This window comes from Polynucleobacter sp. Fuers-14 (genome assembly GCF_018882045.1).
GTDB lineage: Bacteria > Pseudomonadota > Gammaproteobacteria > Burkholderiales > Burkholderiaceae > Polynucleobacter.
Map to the genome: position 1 here is coordinate 320,393 of NZ_JACVPG010000003.1, position 20,319 is coordinate 340,711.

The 20,319-nt window shown below is 46.1% G+C and carries 24 protein-coding genes; 4 read left to right on the plus strand and 20 right to left on the minus strand.

The window, feature by feature from the left end:
- Window positions 1-15 precede the first annotated feature (15 nt).
- The 4 genes from ICN40_RS02340 to ICN40_RS02355 are packed head-to-tail and all read right to left on the minus strand — an operon-like array spanning window position 16 to window position 4,065.
- Window positions 16-663 (minus strand): phosphatidylserine decarboxylase, encoded by a 648-nt coding sequence (locus ICN40_RS02340; RefSeq protein ID WP_215356902.1) that lies wholly within the window; start codon window positions 661-663, stop codon window positions 16-18.
- A 53-nt stretch (window positions 664-716) separates the two neighbouring features.
- Complete coding sequence (gene ilvC / locus ICN40_RS02345; protein WP_046329933.1) at window positions 717-1,733, minus strand: ketol-acid reductoisomerase; 1,017 nt, start codon at window positions 1,731-1,733, stop codon at window positions 717-719.
- A 53-nt stretch (window positions 1,734-1,786) separates the two neighbouring features.
- Window positions 1,787-2,278 (minus strand): acetolactate synthase small subunit, encoded by a 492-nt coding sequence (ilvN, locus tag ICN40_RS02350; RefSeq protein WP_011902903.1) that lies wholly within the window; start codon window positions 2,276-2,278, stop codon window positions 1,787-1,789.
- Window positions 2,278-4,065 carry an acetolactate synthase 3 catalytic subunit gene (locus tag ICN40_RS02355; protein WP_216241851.1) on the minus strand — a complete coding sequence of 596 codons (1,788 nt, stop codon included), beginning with the start codon at window positions 4,063-4,065 and terminating at the stop codon, window positions 2,278-2,280. The genes ilvN and ICN40_RS02355 overlap by 1 nt, the downstream gene beginning before the upstream one ends.
- Before the next feature lie 193 nt (window positions 4,066-4,258).
- Here ICN40_RS02355 and ICN40_RS02360 point away from each other — a divergent pair, with 193 nt between their 5' ends.
- Genes ICN40_RS02360 through ICN40_RS02375 form a run of 4 tightly spaced genes read left to right on the plus strand, consistent with a single transcriptional unit; the run spans window position 4,259 to window position 6,457 of the window.
- Window positions 4,259-4,828: an RNA polymerase sigma factor gene (locus ICN40_RS02360; RefSeq protein ID WP_216241852.1), complete on the plus strand. Its 570-nt coding sequence runs from the start codon at window positions 4,259-4,261 to the stop codon at window positions 4,826-4,828.
- A complete protein-coding gene (locus tag ICN40_RS02365) occupies window positions 4,825-5,283 on the plus strand; it encodes a DUF3619 family protein (RefSeq protein WP_072582502.1) in 459 nt (152 codons plus the stop codon). The genes ICN40_RS02360 and ICN40_RS02365 overlap by 4 nt, the downstream gene beginning before the upstream one ends.
- A 14-nt stretch (window positions 5,284-5,297) precedes the next feature.
- Entirely contained in the window at window positions 5,298-5,912 is a 615-nt protein-coding gene (locus tag ICN40_RS02370) for a DUF3106 domain-containing protein (protein ID WP_072582503.1), read from the plus strand.
- A gap of 8 nt (window positions 5,913-5,920) precedes the next feature.
- Window positions 5,921-6,457: an RDD family protein gene (locus tag ICN40_RS02375; RefSeq protein ID WP_216241854.1), complete on the plus strand. Its 537-nt coding sequence runs from the start codon at window positions 5,921-5,923 to the stop codon at window positions 6,455-6,457.
- Window positions 6,458-6,480: 23 nt separating this feature from the next.
- On the opposite strand, the gene ICN40_RS02380 is transcribed toward ICN40_RS02375, so the two are convergent.
- The 16 genes from ICN40_RS02380 to ICN40_RS02455 form a co-directional block, all read right to left on the minus strand.
- The gene (locus tag ICN40_RS02380; protein WP_216241856.1) at window positions 6,481-8,967 is read right to left on the minus strand and encodes an ABC transporter permease; all 2,487 of its coding nucleotides are present in this window, start codon (window positions 8,965-8,967) and stop codon (window positions 6,481-6,483) included.
- Window positions 8,964-9,749 (minus strand): SDR family oxidoreductase, encoded by a 786-nt coding sequence (locus ICN40_RS02385; protein ID WP_216241858.1) that lies wholly within the window; start codon window positions 9,747-9,749, stop codon window positions 8,964-8,966. The genes ICN40_RS02380 and ICN40_RS02385 overlap by 4 nt, the downstream gene beginning before the upstream one ends.
- Before the next feature lie 29 nt (window positions 9,750-9,778).
- On the minus strand, window positions 9,779-10,765 hold the full coding sequence (locus ICN40_RS02390; protein WP_216121146.1) for a tripartite tricarboxylate transporter substrate binding protein BugE: 987 nt from the start codon (window positions 10,763-10,765) through the stop codon (window positions 9,779-9,781).
- Window positions 10,766-10,769: 4 nt separating this feature from the next.
- A complete protein-coding gene (locus tag ICN40_RS02395) occupies window positions 10,770-11,396 on the minus strand; it encodes a membrane integrity-associated transporter subunit PqiC (protein WP_216241860.1) in 627 nt (208 codons plus the stop codon).
- Window positions 11,393-12,319 carry an MlaD family protein gene (locus ICN40_RS02400; RefSeq protein WP_216241862.1) on the minus strand — a complete coding sequence of 309 codons (927 nt, stop codon included), beginning with the start codon at window positions 12,317-12,319 and terminating at the stop codon, window positions 11,393-11,395. Before ICN40_RS02400 ends, ICN40_RS02395 begins: the two co-directional genes overlap by 4 nt.
- Window positions 12,316-13,092, minus strand: a complete 777-nt coding sequence (locus ICN40_RS02405) for an ABC transporter ATP-binding protein (RefSeq protein WP_216241864.1) — start codon at window positions 13,090-13,092, stop codon at window positions 12,316-12,318. Before ICN40_RS02405 ends, ICN40_RS02400 begins: the two co-directional genes overlap by 4 nt.
- A complete protein-coding gene (locus ICN40_RS02410) occupies window positions 13,092-14,264 on the minus strand; it encodes an ABC transporter permease (RefSeq protein WP_216241866.1) in 1,173 nt (390 codons plus the stop codon). Before ICN40_RS02410 ends, ICN40_RS02405 begins: the two co-directional genes overlap by 1 nt.
- Before the next feature lie 267 nt (window positions 14,265-14,531).
- Complete coding sequence (locus ICN40_RS02415) at window positions 14,532-15,008, minus strand: DUF2514 family protein (protein ID WP_216241868.1); 477 nt, start codon at window positions 15,006-15,008, stop codon at window positions 14,532-14,534.
- Window positions 15,008-15,496 carry a lysozyme gene (locus tag ICN40_RS02420; protein ID WP_216241870.1) on the minus strand — a complete coding sequence of 163 codons (489 nt, stop codon included), beginning with the start codon at window positions 15,494-15,496 and terminating at the stop codon, window positions 15,008-15,010. The genes ICN40_RS02415 and ICN40_RS02420 overlap by 1 nt, the downstream gene beginning before the upstream one ends.
- Complete coding sequence (locus ICN40_RS02425) at window positions 15,486-15,725, minus strand: hypothetical protein (protein ID WP_216241872.1); 240 nt, start codon at window positions 15,723-15,725, stop codon at window positions 15,486-15,488. The genes ICN40_RS02420 and ICN40_RS02425 overlap by 11 nt, the downstream gene beginning before the upstream one ends.
- Complete coding sequence (locus ICN40_RS02430; RefSeq protein WP_216241874.1) at window positions 15,722-15,937, minus strand: hypothetical protein; 216 nt, start codon at window positions 15,935-15,937, stop codon at window positions 15,722-15,724. The genes ICN40_RS02425 and ICN40_RS02430 overlap by 4 nt, the downstream gene beginning before the upstream one ends.
- Before the next feature lie 13 nt (window positions 15,938-15,950).
- The gene (locus ICN40_RS02435; protein WP_216241876.1) at window positions 15,951-16,187 is read right to left on the minus strand and encodes a hypothetical protein; all 237 of its coding nucleotides are present in this window, start codon (window positions 16,185-16,187) and stop codon (window positions 15,951-15,953) included.
- Window positions 16,171-17,457 (minus strand): reverse transcriptase/maturase family protein, encoded by a 1,287-nt coding sequence (locus tag ICN40_RS02440; RefSeq protein WP_255561091.1) that lies wholly within the window; start codon window positions 17,455-17,457, stop codon window positions 16,171-16,173. The genes ICN40_RS02435 and ICN40_RS02440 overlap by 17 nt, the downstream gene beginning before the upstream one ends.
- Window positions 17,418-17,693 (minus strand): hypothetical protein, encoded by a 276-nt coding sequence (locus tag ICN40_RS02445; protein ID WP_304608957.1) that lies wholly within the window; start codon window positions 17,691-17,693, stop codon window positions 17,418-17,420. Before ICN40_RS02445 ends, ICN40_RS02440 begins: the two co-directional genes overlap by 40 nt.
- Before the next feature lie 122 nt (window positions 17,694-17,815).
- The gene (locus tag ICN40_RS02450; protein WP_216241880.1) at window positions 17,816-18,934 is read right to left on the minus strand and encodes a hypothetical protein; all 1,119 of its coding nucleotides are present in this window, start codon (window positions 18,932-18,934) and stop codon (window positions 17,816-17,818) included.
- Window positions 18,931-20,268, minus strand: a complete 1,338-nt coding sequence (locus ICN40_RS02455) for a hypothetical protein (RefSeq protein ID WP_216241882.1) — start codon at window positions 20,266-20,268, stop codon at window positions 18,931-18,933. The genes ICN40_RS02450 and ICN40_RS02455 overlap by 4 nt, the downstream gene beginning before the upstream one ends.
- Between the last annotated feature and the right edge of the window lie 51 nt (window positions 20,269-20,319).

Sequence of the window (20,319 nt, forward strand, 5' to 3'; positions counted from 1 at the left end):
GAATAATATTTCGAATCAATCCAAACCAGGCAAACGAGCCAAGGCTGTATTTGTTGCAAATACTTTATCACCAACGCTCACTAGCGGCTCTGCAGTGAGCGGCAAATAAATGTCTACTCGTGAACCAAAGCGAATAAATCCGTAGCGCTCACCTGCTTTGAGGCGATCGCCAACATGAATGTAGCAAAGAATACGGCGGGCAATTAAGCCAGCAACCTGGACCAAAGTAACTACTTGACCATTGGCATCGATAACAACGGCATTTCGCTCGTTCTCGGTAGATGCTTTATCCAAATCTGCATTCACAAATTTACCGGGGAAGTATTGAATCTCTTTCACCAAGCCATTTACCGCGCTACGATTAGAGTGTACGTTAAATACGTTCATGAATACGCTGATTTTGAGCGCTTCACGACCAGCATACGGATCATTAGTTTTTTCAACGACAACAATCCGTCCATCCGCCGGAGATAAAACAAGATCGCGACCTAAAGCAGGAATACGCTGTGGGTCACGAAAGAACTGCAGAACAAAGAAAAAAATGATCCAAAGAGGCCATGACCAAGCTATCCCACCTAAATAGTGAACTAGCAAAGTCAATGCCCCCACTAACGCTAAATACGGCCAACCTTCTTTCGCAATAATGGGGTGCGGATACATCATCTTTGTTCTGAGCCTTTTATTGAACTGCTATTAGTAGATGCTTAGCTTTTAGCTTAGTTCTTAGTCTGGTCAACCAACTTATTCTTAGCAATCCAAGGCATCATGGCGCGCAATTTAGCACCAACAACTTCGATGTCATGTTCTGCGTTCAAACGACGACGTGAAATCAAAGTAGGCGCACCTGCTTTGTTTTCCAAGATAAAGCTCTTAGCGTACTCACCGGTCTGAATATCTTTCAAGCACTGACGCATTGCATTCTTAGTGTCTTCAGTCACAACACGTGGGCCAGTAACGTATTCACCGTACTCAGCGTTGTTAGAGATGGAATAGTTCATATTGGCAATACCACCTTCGTAGATCAAGTCAACAATCAACTTGAGCTCATGCAAGCACTCGAAGTAAGCCATTTCAGGAGCGTAACCAGCTTCAACCAAAGTCTCAAAACCGGCTTTGATCAATTCAACTGCGCCGCCACAAAGAACAGCCTGCTCACCGAACAAATCAGTTTCAGTTTCTTCACGGAAGTTCGTTTCGATAATGCCAGCACGGCCACCGCCGTTTGCAGTTGCATAAGACAACGCAACATCACGAGCGGAGCCAGATTTATCTTGGTAAACAGCGATCAAATGAGGAACACCGCCACCTTGAGCGTATGTGCCACGAACTGTATGACCAGGAGCCTTAGGGGCAATCATGATCACATCTAAGTCAGCACGTGGCTGCACTTGACCGTAGTGAACGTTAAATCCATGAGCAAACGCCAATGCAGCTCCCTGCTTGATGTTGCCGTGAACTTCTTTGCTGTAAACATCAGCAATTTGCTCATCGGGCAAGAGCATCATGACTACGTCTGCGTCTTTAACTGCTTCACCAACTTCTTTTACTGTCAAGCCAGCATTCGCAGCCTTACTCCAGGAAGCGCCATCTTTACGCAAACCAACAGTAACGTTACAGCCGGAATCCTTCAGATTCAATGCGTGTGCGTGACCCTGTGAACCATAACCAATGATGGTGACTTTCTTGCCCTTAATGAGGGACAAATCAGCGTCTTTATCGTAAAAAACTTTCATGCTCTTTCCTTGTATTGAAAATGTAATTAATGCAGTAATCAGTTAAAAAAAAATTAAACCTTGAGGATGCGTTCACCGCGACCAATTCCAGAACCGCCCGAACGGACAGTTTCGAGAATCGAAGCGCGATCAATCGAATCAATAAAGGCATCCAACTTGGCACCATCACCCGTTAACTCAATGGTGTAACTCTTGTCAGTCACATCAATGATGCGACCGCGGAAGATATCGGTAGTACGTTTGAGCTCCTCGCGCTCTTTACCAACAGCGCGCACTTTAATCATCATGAGCTCACGCTCAATATGTGGACCTTCACTTAAATCAAATACCTTCACCACTTCAACCAAACGGTTTAAGTGCTTAGTAATTTGCTCAATGACGTCATCAGAACCAAATGTGACGATCGTCATGCGAGATAAAGATGGGTCTTCAGTAGGCGCAACACTCAAAGTGTCAATGTTGTAACCGCGCGCAGAAAATAAACCCACTACACGCGATAAGGCACCCGGCTCGTTCTCAATGAGTACAGAAATAATATGTCGCATTAGAGATCCTCGCTACCCAAAAGCATTTCAGTAATACCCTTGCCTGCTTGAACCATAGGCCAAACGTTTTCTTCTGGGTCAGTCTGGAAATCCATAAACACCGTACGATCTTTTAAGCGAATTGCCTCTTTAAGCGCACCCTCAACATCGGATTTTTGCTCGATACGCATACCAACGTGACCATAGGCCTCTGCCAACTTCACAAAGTCAGGCAAAGAATCCATGTATGAGCTGGAATAACGTTTGTTATAGGTGAGCTCTTGCCACTGGCGAACCATACCTAAGTAACGGTTGTTCAAGGATACGATCTTGACAGGAGTGTTGTATTGCTTGCAGGTAGAGAGCTCTTGAATACACATCTGAATAGAGCCTTCACCAGTAATGGCGAATACATCCTTATCCGGAAATGCTTTCTTGATACCCATGGCATAAGGCAATCCTACGCCCATGGTACCCAGACCACCTGAGTTAATCCAACGACGCGGCTGATCAAACTTATAGAACTGTGCTGCCCACATTTGATGTTGACCTACGTCTGAGGTAATAAATGCATCACCACCAGTGAGCTCCCACAGCTTTTGAACCACATACTGCGGCTTCACAATTTGTGAGGCTTCGTCGTACTTTAAACAATCTTTTTTACGCCACTCATTAATCTGATCCCACCAAGCAGCAACTTTGTCACCATTCTTGCGTGGGCCAGCAGCTTTCAATTGCGCAGTCATCTCTACCAATACTTCTTTGAGATTGCCAACAATAGGAACATCCACTTTGACACGCTTCGAGATAACGGAAGGATCAATATCAATATGAATAATCTTGCGCGGATGACTTGCAAAGTGTTGTGTATTACCGATCACGCGGTCATCAAAACGAGCGCCAATGGCAATCAACACATCACTGTGTTGCATCGCCATATTGGCTTCATAAGTGCCGTGCATGCCGAGCATACCCAAGAACTGAGGACTTGTGCCAGGGAAACCACCCAAGCCCATCAAGGTATTGGTAACTGGATAACCGAGTAAGTCGGCAAACTCTTTGAGCTCTGGAGCAGCATCAGAAAGGATTACGCCACCACCGGTATAGATGTATGGACGCTCTGCCTCTTGCAGTAACGCCACCGCTTTACGAATCTGACCGCTGTGACCCTTTACAACAGGGTTGTAGGAGCGCATTTCCAGAGTCTCTGGATAGACGAATGGCCCTTTAGCTGCAGATACGTCCTTCGGAATATCAATCAATACAGGACCAGGGCGACCTGTCTGTGCAATGTGGAAAGCCTTCTTCAGAACCAATGGAAGATCTTTAACATCTTTCACAAGGAAGTTGTGCTTCACTACTGGGCGAGTAATACCAACGGTATCAGCCTCTTGGAAAGCATCTTCACCAATCGCGTACGTTGGCACGTTACCGCTGATGATCACCATTGGGATCGAATCCGTATAGGCGGTTGCTATTCCGGTCACCGCATTGGTAACACCAGGACCAGAGGTAACTAGTGCAACGCCAACCTTACCAGTTGCACGCGCATAACCATCGGCAGCATGAACTGCTGCTTGCTCATGGCGAACCAAAATATGTTCGAACTTATCTTGTTTAAAAATTTCATCATAGATAAAGAGAACGGATCCGCCTGGGTAACCCCAGACAAATTCAACACCCTCTTTGTGCAGGGCATGCACGAGCATTTCAGCACCAATCATTTCTGGAGGCGCTTCTACGAGATTTGTATTTGTTGTGTCTTTGTTAGCTTTAGTAGCTAAAAATTCGGCGCTGCTTGTATTCATTTTCTTTCGTCCTTTGCAATTTTCGGCAAAAAATTGTTTGGTCTGTTCTATCTCTTGCTTTTGGCCTGAGTTCGAACGGCGCTGCTACCGGAAAAAACCACTTCTTGAATGAGATTCTAGGTAGTAAGCCCTATATTCTATAGCAATCCCCTAAAATGACTCAATTCTTACAGATTCAGGTCTAATCCATTGCATGGCATCAGCCCAAGAACTATCCGACTTTCTCAGTAGTGTTGAGCAGCGTGCTTTTAAGCAGGCGGTCTACGCCGTGCGTGATGACGATGCTGCGATGGATATCGTGCAAGATGCCATGATCAAATTAGCCGAGAAATACGGTGATAGACCAGCAGGAGAACTTCCCCTGGTATTCACCAGAATTCTGCAAAATCGCATTCATGATTGGTTTAGAAGGCAAAAGGTTAGAAATACCTGGGTCACCTTGTTTTCCAACATGGGCAAAAAGACCGATGAAAGCGATGATTTTGACCCTTTGGAGTCCGTTTCAGCCCCTGATGACAGTGAAATTCACCAAGATGGGGCTCAAAAGCTTGAAAAAAGTCAGCTTTTACAGGCCCTTGAGTCAGAAATATCTAAATTGCCTGTACGTCAACGAGAAGCCTTCCTGATGCGTTATTGGGATGAGCTAAGCATTACTGAGACGGCCAAAGCAATGAGTTGTAGCGAAGGAAGCGTCAAAACGCACTGTTCTAGAGCCACCCAGACATTAGCTAAAGCATTGAAATTAAAAGGAATTACGCTGTGAAACACTTTGATGACCAATTTACCCAGACCCAAGTCGACCAATTTGGCCAGGCTAGCGCTGCCCTGCTTCGTCAAGGTACTCAGAGCATTCCCAAGCATCTGAAAGATCGCCTATATGCAGCACGTATGAAGGCCCTTTCTGTTAGAAAACCTGAAAAAATCCGCATTCAGAAGCAAGTTTTAGCTGGTTCGTCGCGTAATTTGACCTCTGGATCTAATGGCCTTTGGGATAGCGTTGGCTGGATTGCTCCGCTAGTAGTCCTTGTATTTGGCCTGATTGGCATTGCCCAATGGCAAGATGATTCTCGTATTAATGACATCGCCGAAGTGGATGCCGCTCTTTTGTCTGATGATGTGCCTCCTGATGCATATGCAGACAGTGGATTTATGGCCTTCCTCAAAAACGGCCCTCTCTCCGAATCTGATAGCCAATCCGACTTATTACGCAGCAAATAATCTTGCCTCGTTTGATGTCTATGAGAACTAGAACAGGTCAAGTTTTTTGCGCTGCCCTGTTGGCATTTTTCTGCGCCGCCCAGGTGAGTCCAGCACTAGCACAAGGAGCGCCTAGCGCTCCACATGGAAAGGCTACGGCCATTCCTGAAAAGAAACCTGATGGCACTTGGGATGGTTTAAAGCCAGCGCAACAGAAAATTCTTGCACCGCTAGAAAGCGACTGGGATTACATGCTGCCTGATAGTCGCAAAAAATGGATTCAGGTAGCTAACATTTACCCTAAGATGAGCGCACAAGATCAAGAGCGCCTTCAGTCTCGCATGACAAGCTGGTCCAATCTTTCGCAGAAGGATCGTCGCATTGCTCGGGAAAACTACCTCACCAGCCTCAAATTCCCTGCAGAGAAAAAAGCGGAGGCATGGTATGCCTACCAAAAACTGAGTGATGAGCAAAAGAAAAAGTTGGCTGAATCTGAGCTCAAGAAAAAGCCTACTGCCGCCAATGCCCCAACACTTCAGCAACATCCTATTTCACCTAAGGCTGCTCTCCCCGCCGCCGTCATTGCTCCGAGCGCACCTGCGCCAGCAGATGGTGCCGGTTCTAATGCAGAAGCCGGCTCCCCTTATTAAGCGGTCGCATGACACCTGCTGAATTAGACGCCTTACCCTCACCTCAATTTTGGCGACGAGTGTCTTGCTGCCTCTATGAACAGCTCGTATTGCTTGGCGTCATTGCATTTACTTTTCTAGTCCCTAATCTTGGCTTGGGGATGCTATTAGGTATCTCATTACCCAGCTGGCTGACATTTATATATCTCTATGCTGTACTGGGGATTTATTTTGTTTGGTACTGGACTAAATCTGGTCAAACTCTCGCCATGCAAACATGGCGGGTTCGCCTTGTTGGACGCGGCGGTTTCAATCTCACTAAACAACAAGCCTTTTGGCGTTATGTCTATGGCTCGCTCTGGCTCATTCCCTGCGTACTATTGCAATGGGCATTTCATTTAGAGAAATGGCAAATTATTGAAATGCTATTCACTGTAGCCTTGTTAATTTGGCCACTCAGCATCTATTTAGATCGTCAGAGTTTTCTATATCGACAAAGCCTTCCAGACCGCTTCGCTGGCACACGATTGGTTGAGCTCCCCAAAAACCTCGTTACCTTGAATTAAGAACTGCGTCTTGATTTTCTAACTTAGGCTTCTCGCAAACATTCCACTGCAGTCGCCTTCTGAATTCTTCTCTGAAAACGGTATCCAGATGCAAGGCAAGCGCTAATTCCAAATGCGACGCCCATGAATAAGGCCCCTCCAAAGGCATTAAATGGAATCTCCATCACGAAATAGCCTAAAGCCCAAGCTGCAGCACCAGAGGCTACGCCTGCTAGCAACCCTGCTATCAAGCCAATCATGACTAATTCAATATTCGCAATCTGAGCTAAGGTATTTCGAGAGGCTCCCAAAGCCTTTAATAGGGCTGCATTTTTGTAACGCTCATCTTGAGTAGCTGCGATCGCTGACATTAAAACCAAGAACGCTGCTGCAATCGTAAATGCCAATAGCAAAGCCAATACTGAGGAAAGCTTATTCAATATTTCCTGTATTTGTTGCAGCGAGGCTGAAACATCCACAATAGTTAAATTAGGATAGGCCTGGATTAGATCAAAATCCAAAGATTCTTGTTTGGGCGATTGGTAGTAAGAGGTAATCCAAGATTGCGGAAATGATTGCAACTGAGCAGGCGGCATGATCACGAAAAAGTTCACGCGCATTGAACCCCAGTCAAGCTTTCGCAAGGAAGTAATTGGGGCAACAATTTTTTCTCCGGCAACCTCAAAGGTTAACTGATCGCCCAATTTCAGTTTCAAGGTTTTAGCGATGCCAGTTTCCATGGAAATCTGCGGCGCATCGCCCTCAATCCACTTACCCGTTAGGATTTGATTACCTGATGGCAATTGATCTGTATACGATAAATTGAACTCTCGATCGATTAAGCGCTTTGCATTTTCTTCTACATAGTCGTTAGGCGTGATGTCTTTGCCATTCACCTCAATCAAGCGGCCACGTACCATTGGATAAAACTGCGGAGCCGAAACGCCTGCATTCTGAAGAGACTCTGTAAGCCCCCGCTTCTGATCGCCTTGAACATTAATCATGAAGCGATTAGGCGCATCACTCGGTATATTGCCTTGCCAGGCGCTTAAGAAATCAGCTCGCAAGAGCAGTACCAATAAGAGCGCCATCAAAGCAATACCGAGCGCTGTAATTTGCACCACTGCAAGACCTGTTCTTCTGCCTTGAGCAAGAATAACAAATCCTAGAGAAAAACCTTGGGTGCGTATCCTGCAAAGAAACTTTAAGATACCCCAAGATACAGAGGCAAAAATCAGAATAGCAAGCCCAAAACTTAGGCATGTCCATAACGCTAGCTTCCAATCGCGTGCCGCAAGCATGATCAATATCACCGCCGCAGTTAATCCACATAGAGCAGTCCAAATAGTAGGGATGCCGAGGCCATCAAATTCTTTTCTAATCAATCTGATTGGGGATACCTTTACCAAACTGAACATTGCCGGGCCAGCAAAACCAAACAATAAAAACCAGGCCACCAGCACACTCCAAAGAACTGGCCCAAAAGAGACGGGGGGCAATTCTGTTAAGACTAGATTACCCAAAAGAAGAGTTAATACATATTGGCCAAGGTAACCCAAAATAGAGCCCATCAATGCGGCTATGAAGCCAAGCGCTAAAAGAGTCTGCCCTTGTTGCCTAAGGATCATGGTAGAGCTGGCTCCAAGGCATTTCAGAACAGCACAGGTATTTGCCTGTTTGCGGGTATAGCGATGAGCCGATAAAGCAATAGCAACCGCAGATACCATCGCAGTTAATAAAGCAATCAAGGAGAGAAAACGATCTGCGCGTTCAAGTGTTTTGCGCATCAAGGGTTGTGCATTCTCTAAAGTTTCAATGCGAACACCCTTAATGCTCTCGGATTCAATATATTGACTTGCCCATTCACTATAAGAATGGATTTGCTTATCAGAACCTGCCAATAACAATCGATAGGTCACCCTGCTACCAAGGCCGATGAGACCGGTCTCACTGAGATCAGCGATTGACATCATGACTCGAGGGGCAAAGTTCATGAACCCTGCCCCACGATCGAGTTCGCGCTCTAAAATTCCACCGATCACAAAGACTTTTTGACCAAGCTGAATCGAATCACCTTCCTTTGCATGCAAGCTCGCCAACATTGCAGGATCAACCCAAACAGATCCTTGGGCGGGCCCAGTACTGAATGCCTTGTCTTGGGCCTTGGATTGAACCTGCAAAGCGCCACGCAAAGGATATTGAGGGCTTACCGCCTTAAGTGAAGCGAGTTTGCTATGTGAGCCCACAGTTGCCATGCTCGGAAACACGATCGTCTGACCTAGCTGTAGGCCCCTGCTCTTTGCCTCATCTAAAAAGAGATTGGGTAAAGGCTGGTCAGAAACGATCAGCAAGTCCGAAGCTAAGAGTTGGCGGGCATCGAATGCAAAAGCCCTTTGCATTCGATCTGCTAAAAAAGTGACACTAGATAACGCTGTTACCGAAAGAGTTAAGGCAACGAATAGCCAAGCTAACTCGCTTGAACGTAAATCACGTCTCAAACCACCCAAGAAACGAAGTAATGATTTAATCAAATTGCCTGTATTTGCCCGCCATCAATACGCATGACGGTACCAGTAATGAATGATGCATTTTGGCTGGCTAAAAATGCAGCGGCATCGCCATACTCCTTGGGATCGCCATATCTACCCATTGGAATTTGTCTTAAGCTAGCTTTAACAACATCTTCATAGCTGGTGCCTTCCCGCTTTGCGCGCGCTTCATCCAACTGACGCAGACGAGCAGTTGCAATTCTTCCAGGCATGATGACGTTAACAGTGATGCCTTCAGCAGCTACTTCTGCAGCCAATGTTTTAGACCACGCCAGCAATGCCGCGCGTAAGGTATTGGAAATAGCTAGATTTTTGATGGGAGCAATAGCACCTGAAGTGGTGCTGGTAATAATGCGGCCCCACTTACGCTGGCGCATGCCAGGAAGTATTCGATCGGTAATAGCAATGAGCGATAAAACCATATCGTTAAAGCTCTTTTGCCAAAGCGCCGGATCTTGACCGGCTGCTGGTGTTGGCGGCGGCCCACCTGTGTTGTTAATCAGAATATCGATGGGGCCAAGCTCCTGCTCCACTTTTGAGACCAAGCTATCAATAACCGAAGAATCGGATAGATCCCAATTCAGTGCCAAAGCCTGTCCGCCTGCCGCCTCTATCAACCTTACGGATTCACTCAAACCCTCAGCATTTCTACCGGTAACGGCTACCTTTACACCCTCTTTAGCCAATGACACAGCCATTGCCTGACCCAAGCCACGGCTAGACGCCATGACCAATGCAACCTTACCTTTTAATCCTAAGTCCATCTCGTCTCCAAAAACTGATTTTTATATTTTTAATCTAACTGCAATTTCTGCTTGGCAACTACCTCTTTGTAAACGGTGTACTCGGCTTTAATTTCTTTTGTAAACGCCTCAGAACCATTCACATTGATGATTGAGCCAGTATCTTCAATACGCTTCTTAACCGCAGGATCGGTCACTACTTTTTGTAAAGCAGCCGTATATTTATCTACGATATCTTTTGGCATTCCTGCAGGTCCCAATAGACCGTAATAAGCCATCCGATTAACTGGCGCTAAACCCACTTCAGCAAAAGTAGGTACATTCGGTAATTGAGCCAAGCGCTTAGGTGCAGCCACCACAATCGGCACTAGCTTACCGTCTTTAATGAAAGGTAAGGACGATGGCAAGTTGTCAAAGATCATCGAAACCTGACCGCCCACTGTATCGGCCAATGCGGGACCAGCTCCACGATAAGGAATGTGCACAATAAATACCCCAGTCAAACTCTTAAAAAGTTCAGTTTGAAGGTGGCCAATACCACCAGTGCCAGAGCTAGAATAAGAATATTTTCCAGGGTTAGCCTTCAAAACCTGCATAAAAGTTTTGAAATCCTTTGCAGGGAATGATGGATTTACTGCAACGATATTTGGTGTCGCAGCAATATTGCTGATGGCCGTGAAGTCCGTAACAGGATCGTAGCCAATCTTTGGATTAATCGCTGGATTGGCTGCTGTGGTGGAAACGGTAGCCATACCAATGGTGTAACCATCTTTTGGTGAGCGCATCACTTCCAACGCGCCAATAGAACCACCACCGCCCGCTTTATTCTCGACAATCACCGGTTGACCTAACTGACGACCCAAAGCATCACCAACGGCTCGTGCAATGATGTCTGTACTTCCACCGGGTGCAAATGGAACGATTAAGCGAATAGGCTTATTAGGGAAAGTTTCTGCTTGGACCGCAGTAAGTGAACTTACGGCAATCAGTAATGTTGCGCCAACGAATTTAATAATACTTACTGAAGTGGATTTCATAAAGTTACTGACCTAAAGGTTTTGGTAAATTGCCGGCGTATTTATAAAGTTGCGCCTCGTACTCCTGGAAAATCTGAGCCAGTGCTTCTTGCAGGCCCAATACCAGCGCTTCAGGAGTATTGTCCCTAAGGGCTACTCGCTTAGTGTAGCGGTTTGCACCAATCAAGGGATTAACTTTGCCAGCACTAGTAGCGCTCAAGAAAAACTCCACGCTCACTACCGCCTCTGGTTGCTTACGATAATCACCATAAAACTCCTCTACAGTTGCCTGTAAATAATAGTAAGGAAAGAGGCTATTACTTTGACCTACTGTTGAGGAGAAAATATTCGCCTTATTCATCCACTGGCGCTCAGCATTGCCAATCATTTCAGCAGGAATAGTTGTGTAGACGTTATAAAAATCCTTTTCATAACGTTGATCGCCAGTACGGTAGACCAAAGATCTGCCATCAAAGGGTGGCGTAACCGATACAGAACCCATCTTCAACCAAATATCTGTGCGAGCTTGACGCGGTGCCGCAGTTCTATCTGGGGACACCATCCAGGTAGTCGGCCCTACTGGTGGCCTCGTGGGAAAGGTACATGAGGCCAACCCTAAGATGGCAAAGGTAAATAAAATACGCTTCATCATTTCTGAGCTCCAGACTGACCTGCGCTACTAGTGGGTGTAATTTTCTTTGGCGGATCACTCCAGATTAGGCTTGATGGCGATTGGCTGGCAATACGGCTAAATTCGTTCAAGTTCTCGCTTGCCTGCTTAATATTTTCTATCGTCAAAACAGTGTCACCCTGCACACTCGTAATAGTTTGGCGCAAAGAAGAGGTGGCCGCCACTAATTCACGCATCAGAACACCAAGCTCTTCTTTATCGGTTGCTTTAGTAATGCGAGCCATGATGACGTTTAACTGCTTAACGGATTCAATCATGCCTTCATTACCTCTACCATCTCCTGCCATCAGCACATTGAGATTGCCTAGCAAGGCGTCCAATTTTTTCTGTGTGCCATCGATATTCATATTATTCAAGGCACCAATCAGATTCTGAATGCCCGAAATAATTTCATCCGCTTGGTTTGGCATAGATGGGATTACTGGATACTCGGGCTTCCAAGAAAAAGGGAGGGCGGGAGTATCGGATGCATGAGCAATAAAATCAAACTCAACGTAATTTACCCCCGTAATACCCATAGATTTGATGCGAGCTCGCAAATTATTTTTTACAAACTCGCTAATTTGATCTTGATTTACTTTGTCACCAAAAATTTGCATTCTGACGACAACATACTGACGGCGATCATGAAAAGGCAAATCTCTTTCGTAAATATCACCAGATAGGCCAATCGATGTGACCTGACCAATCTTAACCCCACGAAACCGTACAGCCGCCCCTGCATCCAAGCCTGTTACAGACTGCTTGATATAGGTTTCGACCATAAATGATTTTTGGAAGAATTTGCCTCCGCCGAAAATGAGGATCACAGCAATCAGTACACCAATTGCGGCGAGCACAAAAGCGCCTAAGCGAAAATAATTGGGATTTGAGTTATTACTCATGCTGCGTCCTTACTCATAATACGATTGAAGAATTGATGCACCCGTGGATCTTTACTGGTATCGCGCAATACTTTTGGATCTCCCTCAGCGATGATTCCCTTAGCACCTTTGTCTAGCATGATCACTTTGTCAGCAATGGCATAAATGCTAGCAAGCTCATGGGATACGATGACAAAGGTAATGCCTAGGTTTTTTGATAAATCCTGAATCGTGCTATCGAGATCGGCAGACGTAATAGGATCCAAGCCGGCAGATGGCTCATCTAAGAATAATATTTTGGGATCCAGCGCCATGGCACGAGCGATCGCCGCCCTTTTTTGCATACCACCACTAATTTCACTGGGCATATAAGACTCATAAGGCAACAGACCGACTAAATCTAGCTTACAGCGCGCCAGTAAATCCATTTGCGCTTGTGTTAGCTGTGTGTATTCCTGCATAAACAAAGTCACGTTATCGAGCAAATTCATGGAACCAAATAAGGCGCCTTGTTGATACATGACGCCAAAGCTTGTCATGATCTTCTGGCGCTCTGCTCCAACTGCGGTAGTGATGTTTTGTCCTTCAATCAGAACATCGCCAGACAGGGGCTGATAGAGGCCGAACAAGTTTTTTAATAAACTGGATTTGCCACAACCCGAGCCACCCAGAATCACAAAAATTTCACCGTAATTCACCGTGAAATTCAGATTTTGCATCAGGATGTTAGAGCCATAACCTACGGTGAGGTTTTGAACATCAATCGCGCATTGAGATTTGCTTGGCGTATCCATCAGAAACCTGTCTTATAGGAAATGAAGGCAAAAATACCATCGACCAACACAATCAAAACAATGCTGCTAACTACTGCACGCGTTGCTGAAATACCAACTGCAGCCGCACCATTTCCGGTTTGCATGCCACGCAGGCAACCAACCGCTGAGACAACTACGCCAAAAAGAGTTGCTTTAATTAAACCTGAACCAATATCTTCGATATCTACAGCCGAGAGCATGCCGTTGTAGAAGTTAATAAATGGAATGCCGTAGATCAACATCGTCAACATTGAGGAAAAAATACTGACGATGTCAGCAAATAAAGTCAAAATAGGTGCAACCAAAATACCTGCCAAGACGCGTGGCACAACTAAAAAGCGAATTGGGCTTAAGCCGCCAGAAACCAGCGCATCTACCTCACTATTAACAGTCATCGTGCCAATCTCGGCAGCAAATGCTGCTGAGGAACGCCCTGCTAACAAAATGGCGGTAATTAATGGGCCCATTTCTCGCACAATACCCAAGGCCGCCAGCGGACCAACAAAAGATACTGCGCCAAACTGCTGCATGCCGATAGCGGCCTGGAAAGAAAGAATGACGCCAATCAAAAACGCGACTAGCCCAACGATAGGTAATGCTGCAATACCTGCTTGCACAGCAGCGTTCACAAAATCACCCCAGCGCACTTGCTTGGGATAACGGATAGACCAAGCTAAATCAGCTACCAGATGTCCGGTAAATGAAATTAATCCAACAGCATCATCAATTAAATTTTGGGTTGCCATTCCTGTGCTGACCACAAAACTTCTTTTGGGCTTTACAACTGGAACTGGAAATAAATTACCGATGGGATTGAATTCAGTTAGTAAAGGTTCATAGCGAGGATTTAAGCCCACGACATCAAACTTTGCACCCGCTGTTGTTTGCGCCTCTTCAATCCCAATCAGAAATGCAATACCAGCGCCATCTAGAAAAGTGACTTTGGAGGCATCAAAAATTAGAGACTTGTTTTTACCATCGCCCTGCTTGAGCCACACATCTTGAGAATTGCGGACTTGAGTCCAAACCCCGCCCAAGGAATAGACGTTCACATTGCCGCTCATCAGCACTTTGGCATTATTAGCATCTACCTGCGACCAAACAGCCACTGGGGTGTCAGAAACGGCAGAAATGGTGTCAGAAGTGCTCATAAGCAGACTATAAGGTATCTCTGTGAAAGGGCTGAGAAAAGCCTAAAAAGAGAAAGGGCCTAGTTTTTCAACTAGGCCCTTATGTAGGTTGGTGCGGCTGGCAGGAATTGAACCCACGACCCCTTGGTTCGTAGCCCATACTTCTGAACTAGCTTTTACCTTTACCAATCAAACAGTTACAAAACCTAAATTGCACTATAGATTCTACAGGCATAACCCTTTAAGTGCTTGTTTCTATTGAGTCGTACATCACCCTATAGTGCACTTTTACTTAGGCCAAGCGTCTTCCATTAGTTTGAGATCGGCAACGTGTCCGTCAGCCTTTGTTGCCAATTCGCTATATTGGCTTGTGCACTCTTCGAGTACTGTACTGAGGGTGGTGACTCTTGCGGCGAGGGCTGCGCTGGAATAGCTGGACAGATTGCGGTTTGTGGTGTCGAGTTGTTGGCGCAGCTGGCTAACAGCATTGCGGTTAGCAATAGCGCTAGCAAGAAGAGCATTTTCAGCTTTTGATCGTGCATTTTGAGCCTCATTTAACTTGGTTTGTAGGGTTTGCTCTTTAAGGCGAGCTGCCTGGGTATCTTTTAAAGCCTGAGCCGTGTACTCGTTTTTAGCCTTTTGGTATCCAACATTTTCAAAATGATCGGCCGTGGCCCATAAACCGAAGATCACAAGACCAATGATGGCCAGCCAAGCGACAACCTTCATTAGAAGGGTTTGAGGGTTTAGATCCGTTAAATTCATTATTGGCCCATGCAGGTTGAATATTCATTTTTTCTACGATTGATCAATCCGGATAAAACATGACCTTGATGATCGTGTGTGTACCAATTGAGCATCGCCTCACAAGCCCCCCGATAGTCTTGCTGATTGGCTTTAGCCGCTATAGGAGATTTACAAAAAGCATTTACGCCAACGTTGTAAGCAACATCCACATAGGAATCAAATTCATATTGGTAAAGCGGTACCTTGATGCAGTTCCGCACACCATCGGCATAGACATTTACCGATCTATTTAATTGAACTAGCGCTCTAACTGGTGTAGTCGTGGCGCCAGGGGTAGCCCCTTGAGATTCACCAAACCCAATAAAGGAAGCACCACCAGGATCGATTGTGGTTTTGCCGACATAATTCTCATTAACGGCAATGCCAACCAAAGTGCTGGCGGCCACTACTAGAGTGGCGATAGCTACTCTAGGCCCATACGTTCTATTGGAAGGATCACTGGCCATCAATACCCCTTTGCTTTACCAGTCGGCATACCCCAGCCATTACCGAGAACACAGGAGCCAATACCGAACAAAAGACCAATAAAAGTGAAAAGGTATTTCTAGGCAGATCCAGCTGATAAAAAGGAAGGACTAAGACTAGCCCGCTACATAATCCCGACAAAGCAATAAACTTCAAACTCCACGCTTTACGCAGGATGTACTTCCAGTCAGGATGAAGCATGATTCTCATTTTGATAGGTATAGTTTCACTGCGCCCCAAATAACACCGATTGCCGCTACGGCTCCGGCAATGTATTTAACGGCGACTACTATATTATTTGCGGTTTGCCAAGCCGTTACTAAGGCCTTCACATCGGCAGAGAGCTCTTCTACTTTTTGAGATAGTTCTTCTACATCCCTGCGAAGGAGTGCGTTTTCTACAGCTTGATCTTGACCTGTCACGATTGGCTACCTATTAAGCAAAGTCGGCTTTGGTAAAACCAAAGCTTGTAATGGTTGATAGGTCTTCTACATCAGCCCACACAGGAGCTACTACTGCTCCGGCATAATCTACCTTGCCGTAGCCATCAGGATATATGGCTGTATCTTGTTTGCGAGTCATACTGCCTTTTAGATAGCTCATAAATTGATCGTGTTCAGGAGTGCCAGCGATAGCATCCAAATCTTCTCTAGTGTTAATAATTGTTGCCATGCTTTTTCTCCAGCCAGTTAAATAAATTATTGGTATCTGCCCACTGGGTGTGACCACGCCAGGAGCCTAAAAACTTTTCAAGCTTTAACTCATTGTTATTTTTAATATAGCGATCTATTTTTCGTTTAGCCCTCACCACAGAGTCCTTACGAATTAACTTAAATTCAGGCCATACGCGATAGCCTAAAAAGTTAATGCCTTTATTTACTGGCGACACTTGCCATTTGCTAATATTGAGCTTTAACTTTTCTTGTGAGAATTCTTGAATTCTGTAGAAATCGCTTCGGAGTTTATTCATATCGTCACCAAGAGATACGATGTCATCCATGTATCGCGCCCAGTGCCGATGACCGAGTTCAAAATGAATAAAACGATCTACTGCATTGCCGTAAACATTGGCGAAAAGTTGACTAGTTAAGCTGCCGATAGGAATGCCCTTACCTTCCAAAGGCACTATTTCTCGGATAATTTGCAACGTCTTTTCACATCCAATTTTGCGATCGATCATCTCATGCAAAACAGGATGATCAACGCTGGGGAAGAACTTAGAGTAATCTGTTTTAAGGAAGTATTTAGCCTCTGTACTTCTTAATCTTGCTTGAATATGCTTCACACCAGCGTGAGTACCCATACCCACCCTACAAGCAAAGGTGTAAGGCATTAGGCCTCGTTCAAAGATCGGTGCAATTACATTGCATAAAGCATGTTGCACCAAGCGATCTTTAAAATTCAATGCTGAAATCAATCTTGGTTTTGGCTCTTTAACGATAAAAGTACGGTACTCACCTATCTGATAGGCTCCGGCTTTTAACTCTTCTTGCACGCGTAATAAATTGAGTTCGTCGTACTCTTTAAACTGCAAGTACCCCCAAGTCATTCGCTTTGCCTTGGCCGTATTTCTATAAGCTAGACGCAAATTCTCGATTGAAGTTATTTGATCTATTAAGTTTTTGTGTCGCTTCATAAAAAAGCTGGCTGCACCTTTCGATAAACTACTAAGTGATCTACCAGACCCAGCACTATATTTCCCGAAGGAGGACAGAACCGGCTGACCACACTTTGAATGGTCTGCCTGTAAAGCCGTAGCGTTTACAGAGCAATAAAGTGATGTCGCCACAGACGCCGCGCGCCCCGATGTTGTTGTTCGAGTTCGTGGGAGAGTTGTTCCAATTCGAGTAACGCGAACCTGCGTTCGCACCATCACTCCAGTTGCCCCCAAAGAGTACGGCGTTATTTCCCAGCCTGCCCCTGCTGTCTTTTCCCAATCCAAGAGTGAATCATCCCGCCCACTTCCGCAATTAGCACTTGTGCCGTTTGAACTTGATGGGGAGTCATACACCGAATGGTTTTGAGAAAACGCATCCAAAACCGTAGCTGCGCTAACCCTGCGTCGGCTACGTAAATCTTTGAAATCTGATTGGACTTGCCCGCTTGGAAGAATAGGTCGGGTTGACCTAGCAGACACTCCAAGAACATATCCCTTGCAACACCGTGTTTTCTTGGCATCGACTGAGCGATGGGATAGCAATACGAAATTACCTTTTCGTATTTTTCCACTATCACCATTTGGTCGTAGCATTGTGTTATTTCCTCTGTTGGCTGCATACGTAGGCGGGGCTATCGCCCCGCTAAACAAGAATCAGGTGATCACAGACGCCGCGCGCCCCGATGTTGATGCTCGAGAGCGTGGGAGAGTCGCTCCAATACGAGAAACGCGAACCCGCGAGCGCACCATCACCCCAGGAGCCCCCAAAGAGTACGGCGTTCGGAAGCTGGTAAGTTTGACCGCGGCCGATAGTGTTATTAACCCAGCCAGGAGCCGCAGCGCCACCGCCGAATTCGTTGCCCCATTGGTCGAGAACACCTGTAGATTGAATAACACCCCACTTAGAGGTGTAGGCAGCATTGAGAATCGTATTAGTTTGATCCGCACCAATAGCCGAGGCTTCAGTTGTACCGTATGCTAAAGCTGAAAATTCTTGGTGACGTGGCAAGCGTTTACCGTAAGCGGCAGTAACTTCAGCCGCCTCCCACCAGTTAAATTCTGCATAAGCAGTAGAACCGTTACCGCCGAAAGCAGTAGGCACCAATGGCGGCGTAGTACCACGGGCGTAGGCCACGTTGTACTTAGAAGTTCCATTGGTAATGTGGTTGACATTCAATAGGTAAATGTCAGACCAAAAGCTATTTGCTACCAAAGTCATACCACGTGGATCAGGGCATTTTGGCCTAAATTTCAAATCCCAAAATGAGTAAGGGTTAATGGCCGGAGTGGTATTACCACCGGCTTGAGCTGAAGCATTACCCCCAGGGGCGTAGTGGAATCCACCAATCTGAATACTGTTACTTGTGGTGTATCCGCTCGGATTGGTAAAGCTTGAATCGGCTCTTATTGTGCCGTCAGTACACGCATAGATAGCGTAGTCAGTTCCCGCCGTAAGGGTGGGCATCACTACTGTAGCGCCCGAAACAAAGCTCATTGGTTGGCCTACTACGTCCACATAAATATTTTGTGACAAAGTTGCAGTACCTGCGCCAGTGGCCGTAAAAGCTACGATTGCGCGATTGGCTTTTGCAAAATTGTTTAAAGTCAAAATATAGGGCGCCATCGGATTACCGCCAGCCGTTGCGCCATCGTGGGTTACTACTACCTTTTTAGTCGAGTCGTAAGTGAACTCACCGACAAGACCAGTAAATCCCGCGTGTTGCGCAGTTGTCCCACGGCGGCGTTGAACAGCATTACTCATGGTACGGTTCCTAGATCAAGGGTAGCCGCCAGTGCGGCTGCAGTAACACTGGCATTTGCTAGCGCTAATGGGGCACCACTCGCCCGTTGATAAGATCGAACTACCCAGTTGCCTGAGCCTAAGCACTCGGCTTCAAAGCAATCCCCCGCGGCCGTTACGATGTTGGCTGCACCAGGGAGGATTAACGAGGTAGCGTTATAAGTTAAGGTCAAGCCAGCAGCCATACGTACATCACGATGTACGCCAGCCGCCGCGGTTGAACCGAATGAGGTGATTGTGGTTGTGCCGCTAATGAGCACATTCATGCTAGTTGCCGCACCAATATCGGCAGTGGCCGCAGAAGCTACCAAAGCCTCACCAGCAAATACCAAAGCCCCCGTAGCAGCGCTAGCGGCAGCCGAAGAAGCGCTAATCGCAGCAGCGGCGGCAGAGGCGGCAGCGGCAGCGGCATTGGCATTAGCGTTTTGAATTACACCAATGTTTGTTGCATTGGTATCGATAGCCCCTATATTGGTAACAACCAAATCAATATTGGCTTTATCACTAGCAACAGTATTGATATTAGTAAGGTCGCCAGCTACCGCATCAATGTTAGCTTTATCACTAGCAACAGTATTGATATTTGTAAGATCGTTATATACCGTGGCGATAACCCCGCTCGCGCCCGCTGGGTTTGTTGCGGGTGATAAATCACCATAATCTACAGCCACTGGCAGACCCGTTAGGTCGTTACCTAAAGCGATTACTTGCGCTGAATTAGAGCCTATTACGTTGATTGGCGTGTGATCAGCCGCTACGGTATTGATGTTTGTCGAATTCGCATTAACTGCGTTAATGTTGGTTGTATTACCTGCTACGCTAATGATGTTTGAAAGGTTGTTATACAAAGCGACAATGTAACTAGCCATCACAGAGGGGCTAATACCACTTGAAATACTGGTAGTTACCGCACGGCTCATTTGCTCTTTTAATTGCTGCACAAGAATCGTCAAGCGATCCATTGCATCATTTAGAACAGTTGGGAAAAAGCCGCCTGTATTGGTCAAAATTACAGACTGGATAGCTGCCACTTGGCTTGAGAGAGTTGTTAGGTACCCAACGCCAGGAGCTACGAGAGGGGTTACTACGCCTCCAGGATTAGAGTCCTGATTAGAGTTAAGGGTAACTGTGTAATCAGAGCTAAGGGTGAGCGTCGATTCAACACCGCTTAAATCGGTGCGGATAACCAATACGTCGGCCGCAGTAAAGACCTTAAAGCTAAACGGTAAAGGGACAATGGCCCCTGTTCCGGTGAAGGGGCCAGCCTTACGCGTGGAGTCACTAGATATACTCATTCCACCACCTTATGAATTATTGGCCTAATTGTGGGGTGGTATTTCATGGGT

What these genes read in the sequence shown, in the direction of transcription:
- ICN40_RS02415 (WP_216241868.1), bottom strand. Translation starts at nt 15,008, where the DNA reads ATGAATTTAACGGATCTAAACCCTCAAACCCTTCTAATGAAGGTTGTC.
- ICN40_RS02455 (WP_216241882.1), bottom strand. Translation starts at nt 20,268, where the DNA reads ATGAGTATATCTAGTGACTCCACGCGTAAGGCTGGCCCCTTCACCGGA.
- ICN40_RS02390 (WP_216121146.1), bottom strand. Translation starts at nt 10,765, where the DNA reads ATGAAATCCACTTCAGTAAGTATTATTAAATTCGTTGGCGCAACATTA.
- ICN40_RS02375 (WP_216241854.1), top strand. Translation starts at nt 5,921, where the DNA reads ATGACACCTGCTGAATTAGACGCCTTACCCTCACCTCAATTTTGGCGA.
- ICN40_RS02355 (WP_216241851.1), bottom strand. Translation starts at nt 4,065, where the DNA reads ATGAATACAAGCAGCGCCGAATTTTTAGCTACTAAAGCTAACAAAGAC.
- ICN40_RS02425 (WP_216241872.1), bottom strand. Translation starts at nt 15,725, where the DNA reads ATGAGAATCATGCTTCATCCTGACTGGAAGTACATCCTGCGTAAAGCG.
- ICN40_RS02385 (WP_216241858.1), bottom strand. Translation starts at nt 9,749, where the DNA reads ATGGACTTAGGATTAAAAGGTAAGGTTGCATTGGTCATGGCGTCTAGC.
- ICN40_RS02395 (WP_216241860.1), bottom strand. Translation starts at nt 11,396, where the DNA reads ATGATGAAGCGTATTTTATTTACCTTTGCCATCTTAGGGTTGGCCTCA.
- ICN40_RS02400 (WP_216241862.1), bottom strand. Translation starts at nt 12,319, where the DNA reads ATGAGTAATAACTCAAATCCCAATTATTTTCGCTTAGGCGCTTTTGTG.
- ICN40_RS02405 (WP_216241864.1), bottom strand. Translation starts at nt 13,092, where the DNA reads ATGGATACGCCAAGCAAATCTCAATGCGCGATTGATGTTCAAAACCTC.
- ICN40_RS02420 (WP_216241870.1), bottom strand. Translation starts at nt 15,496, where the DNA reads ATGGCCAGTGATCCTTCCAATAGAACGTATGGGCCTAGAGTAGCTATC.
- ilvN (WP_011902903.1), bottom strand. Translation starts at nt 2,278, where the DNA reads ATGCGACATATTATTTCTGTACTCATTGAGAACGAGCCGGGTGCCTTA.
- ICN40_RS02360 (WP_216241852.1), top strand. Translation starts at nt 4,259, where the DNA reads ATGGCATCAGCCCAAGAACTATCCGACTTTCTCAGTAGTGTTGAGCAG.
- ICN40_RS02450 (WP_216241880.1), bottom strand. Translation starts at nt 18,934, where the DNA reads ATGAGTAATGCTGTTCAACGCCGCCGTGGGACAACTGCGCAACACGCG.
- ICN40_RS02410 (WP_216241866.1), bottom strand. Translation starts at nt 14,264, where the DNA reads ATGAGCACTTCTGACACCATTTCTGCCGTTTCTGACACCCCAGTGGCT.
- ICN40_RS02340 (WP_215356902.1), bottom strand. Translation starts at nt 663, where the DNA reads ATGATGTATCCGCACCCCATTATTGCGAAAGAAGGTTGGCCGTATTTA.
- ilvC (WP_046329933.1), bottom strand. Translation starts at nt 1,733, where the DNA reads ATGAAAGTTTTTTACGATAAAGACGCTGATTTGTCCCTCATTAAGGGC.
- ICN40_RS02435 (WP_216241876.1), bottom strand. Translation starts at nt 16,187, where the DNA reads ATGGCAACAATTATTAACACTAGAGAAGATTTGGATGCTATCGCTGGC.
- ICN40_RS02445 (WP_304608957.1), bottom strand. Translation starts at nt 17,693, where the DNA reads ATGCCAAGAAAACACGGTGTTGCAAGGGATATGTTCTTGGAGTGTCTG.
- ICN40_RS02370 (WP_072582503.1), top strand. Translation starts at nt 5,298, where the DNA reads ATGTCTATGAGAACTAGAACAGGTCAAGTTTTTTGCGCTGCCCTGTTG.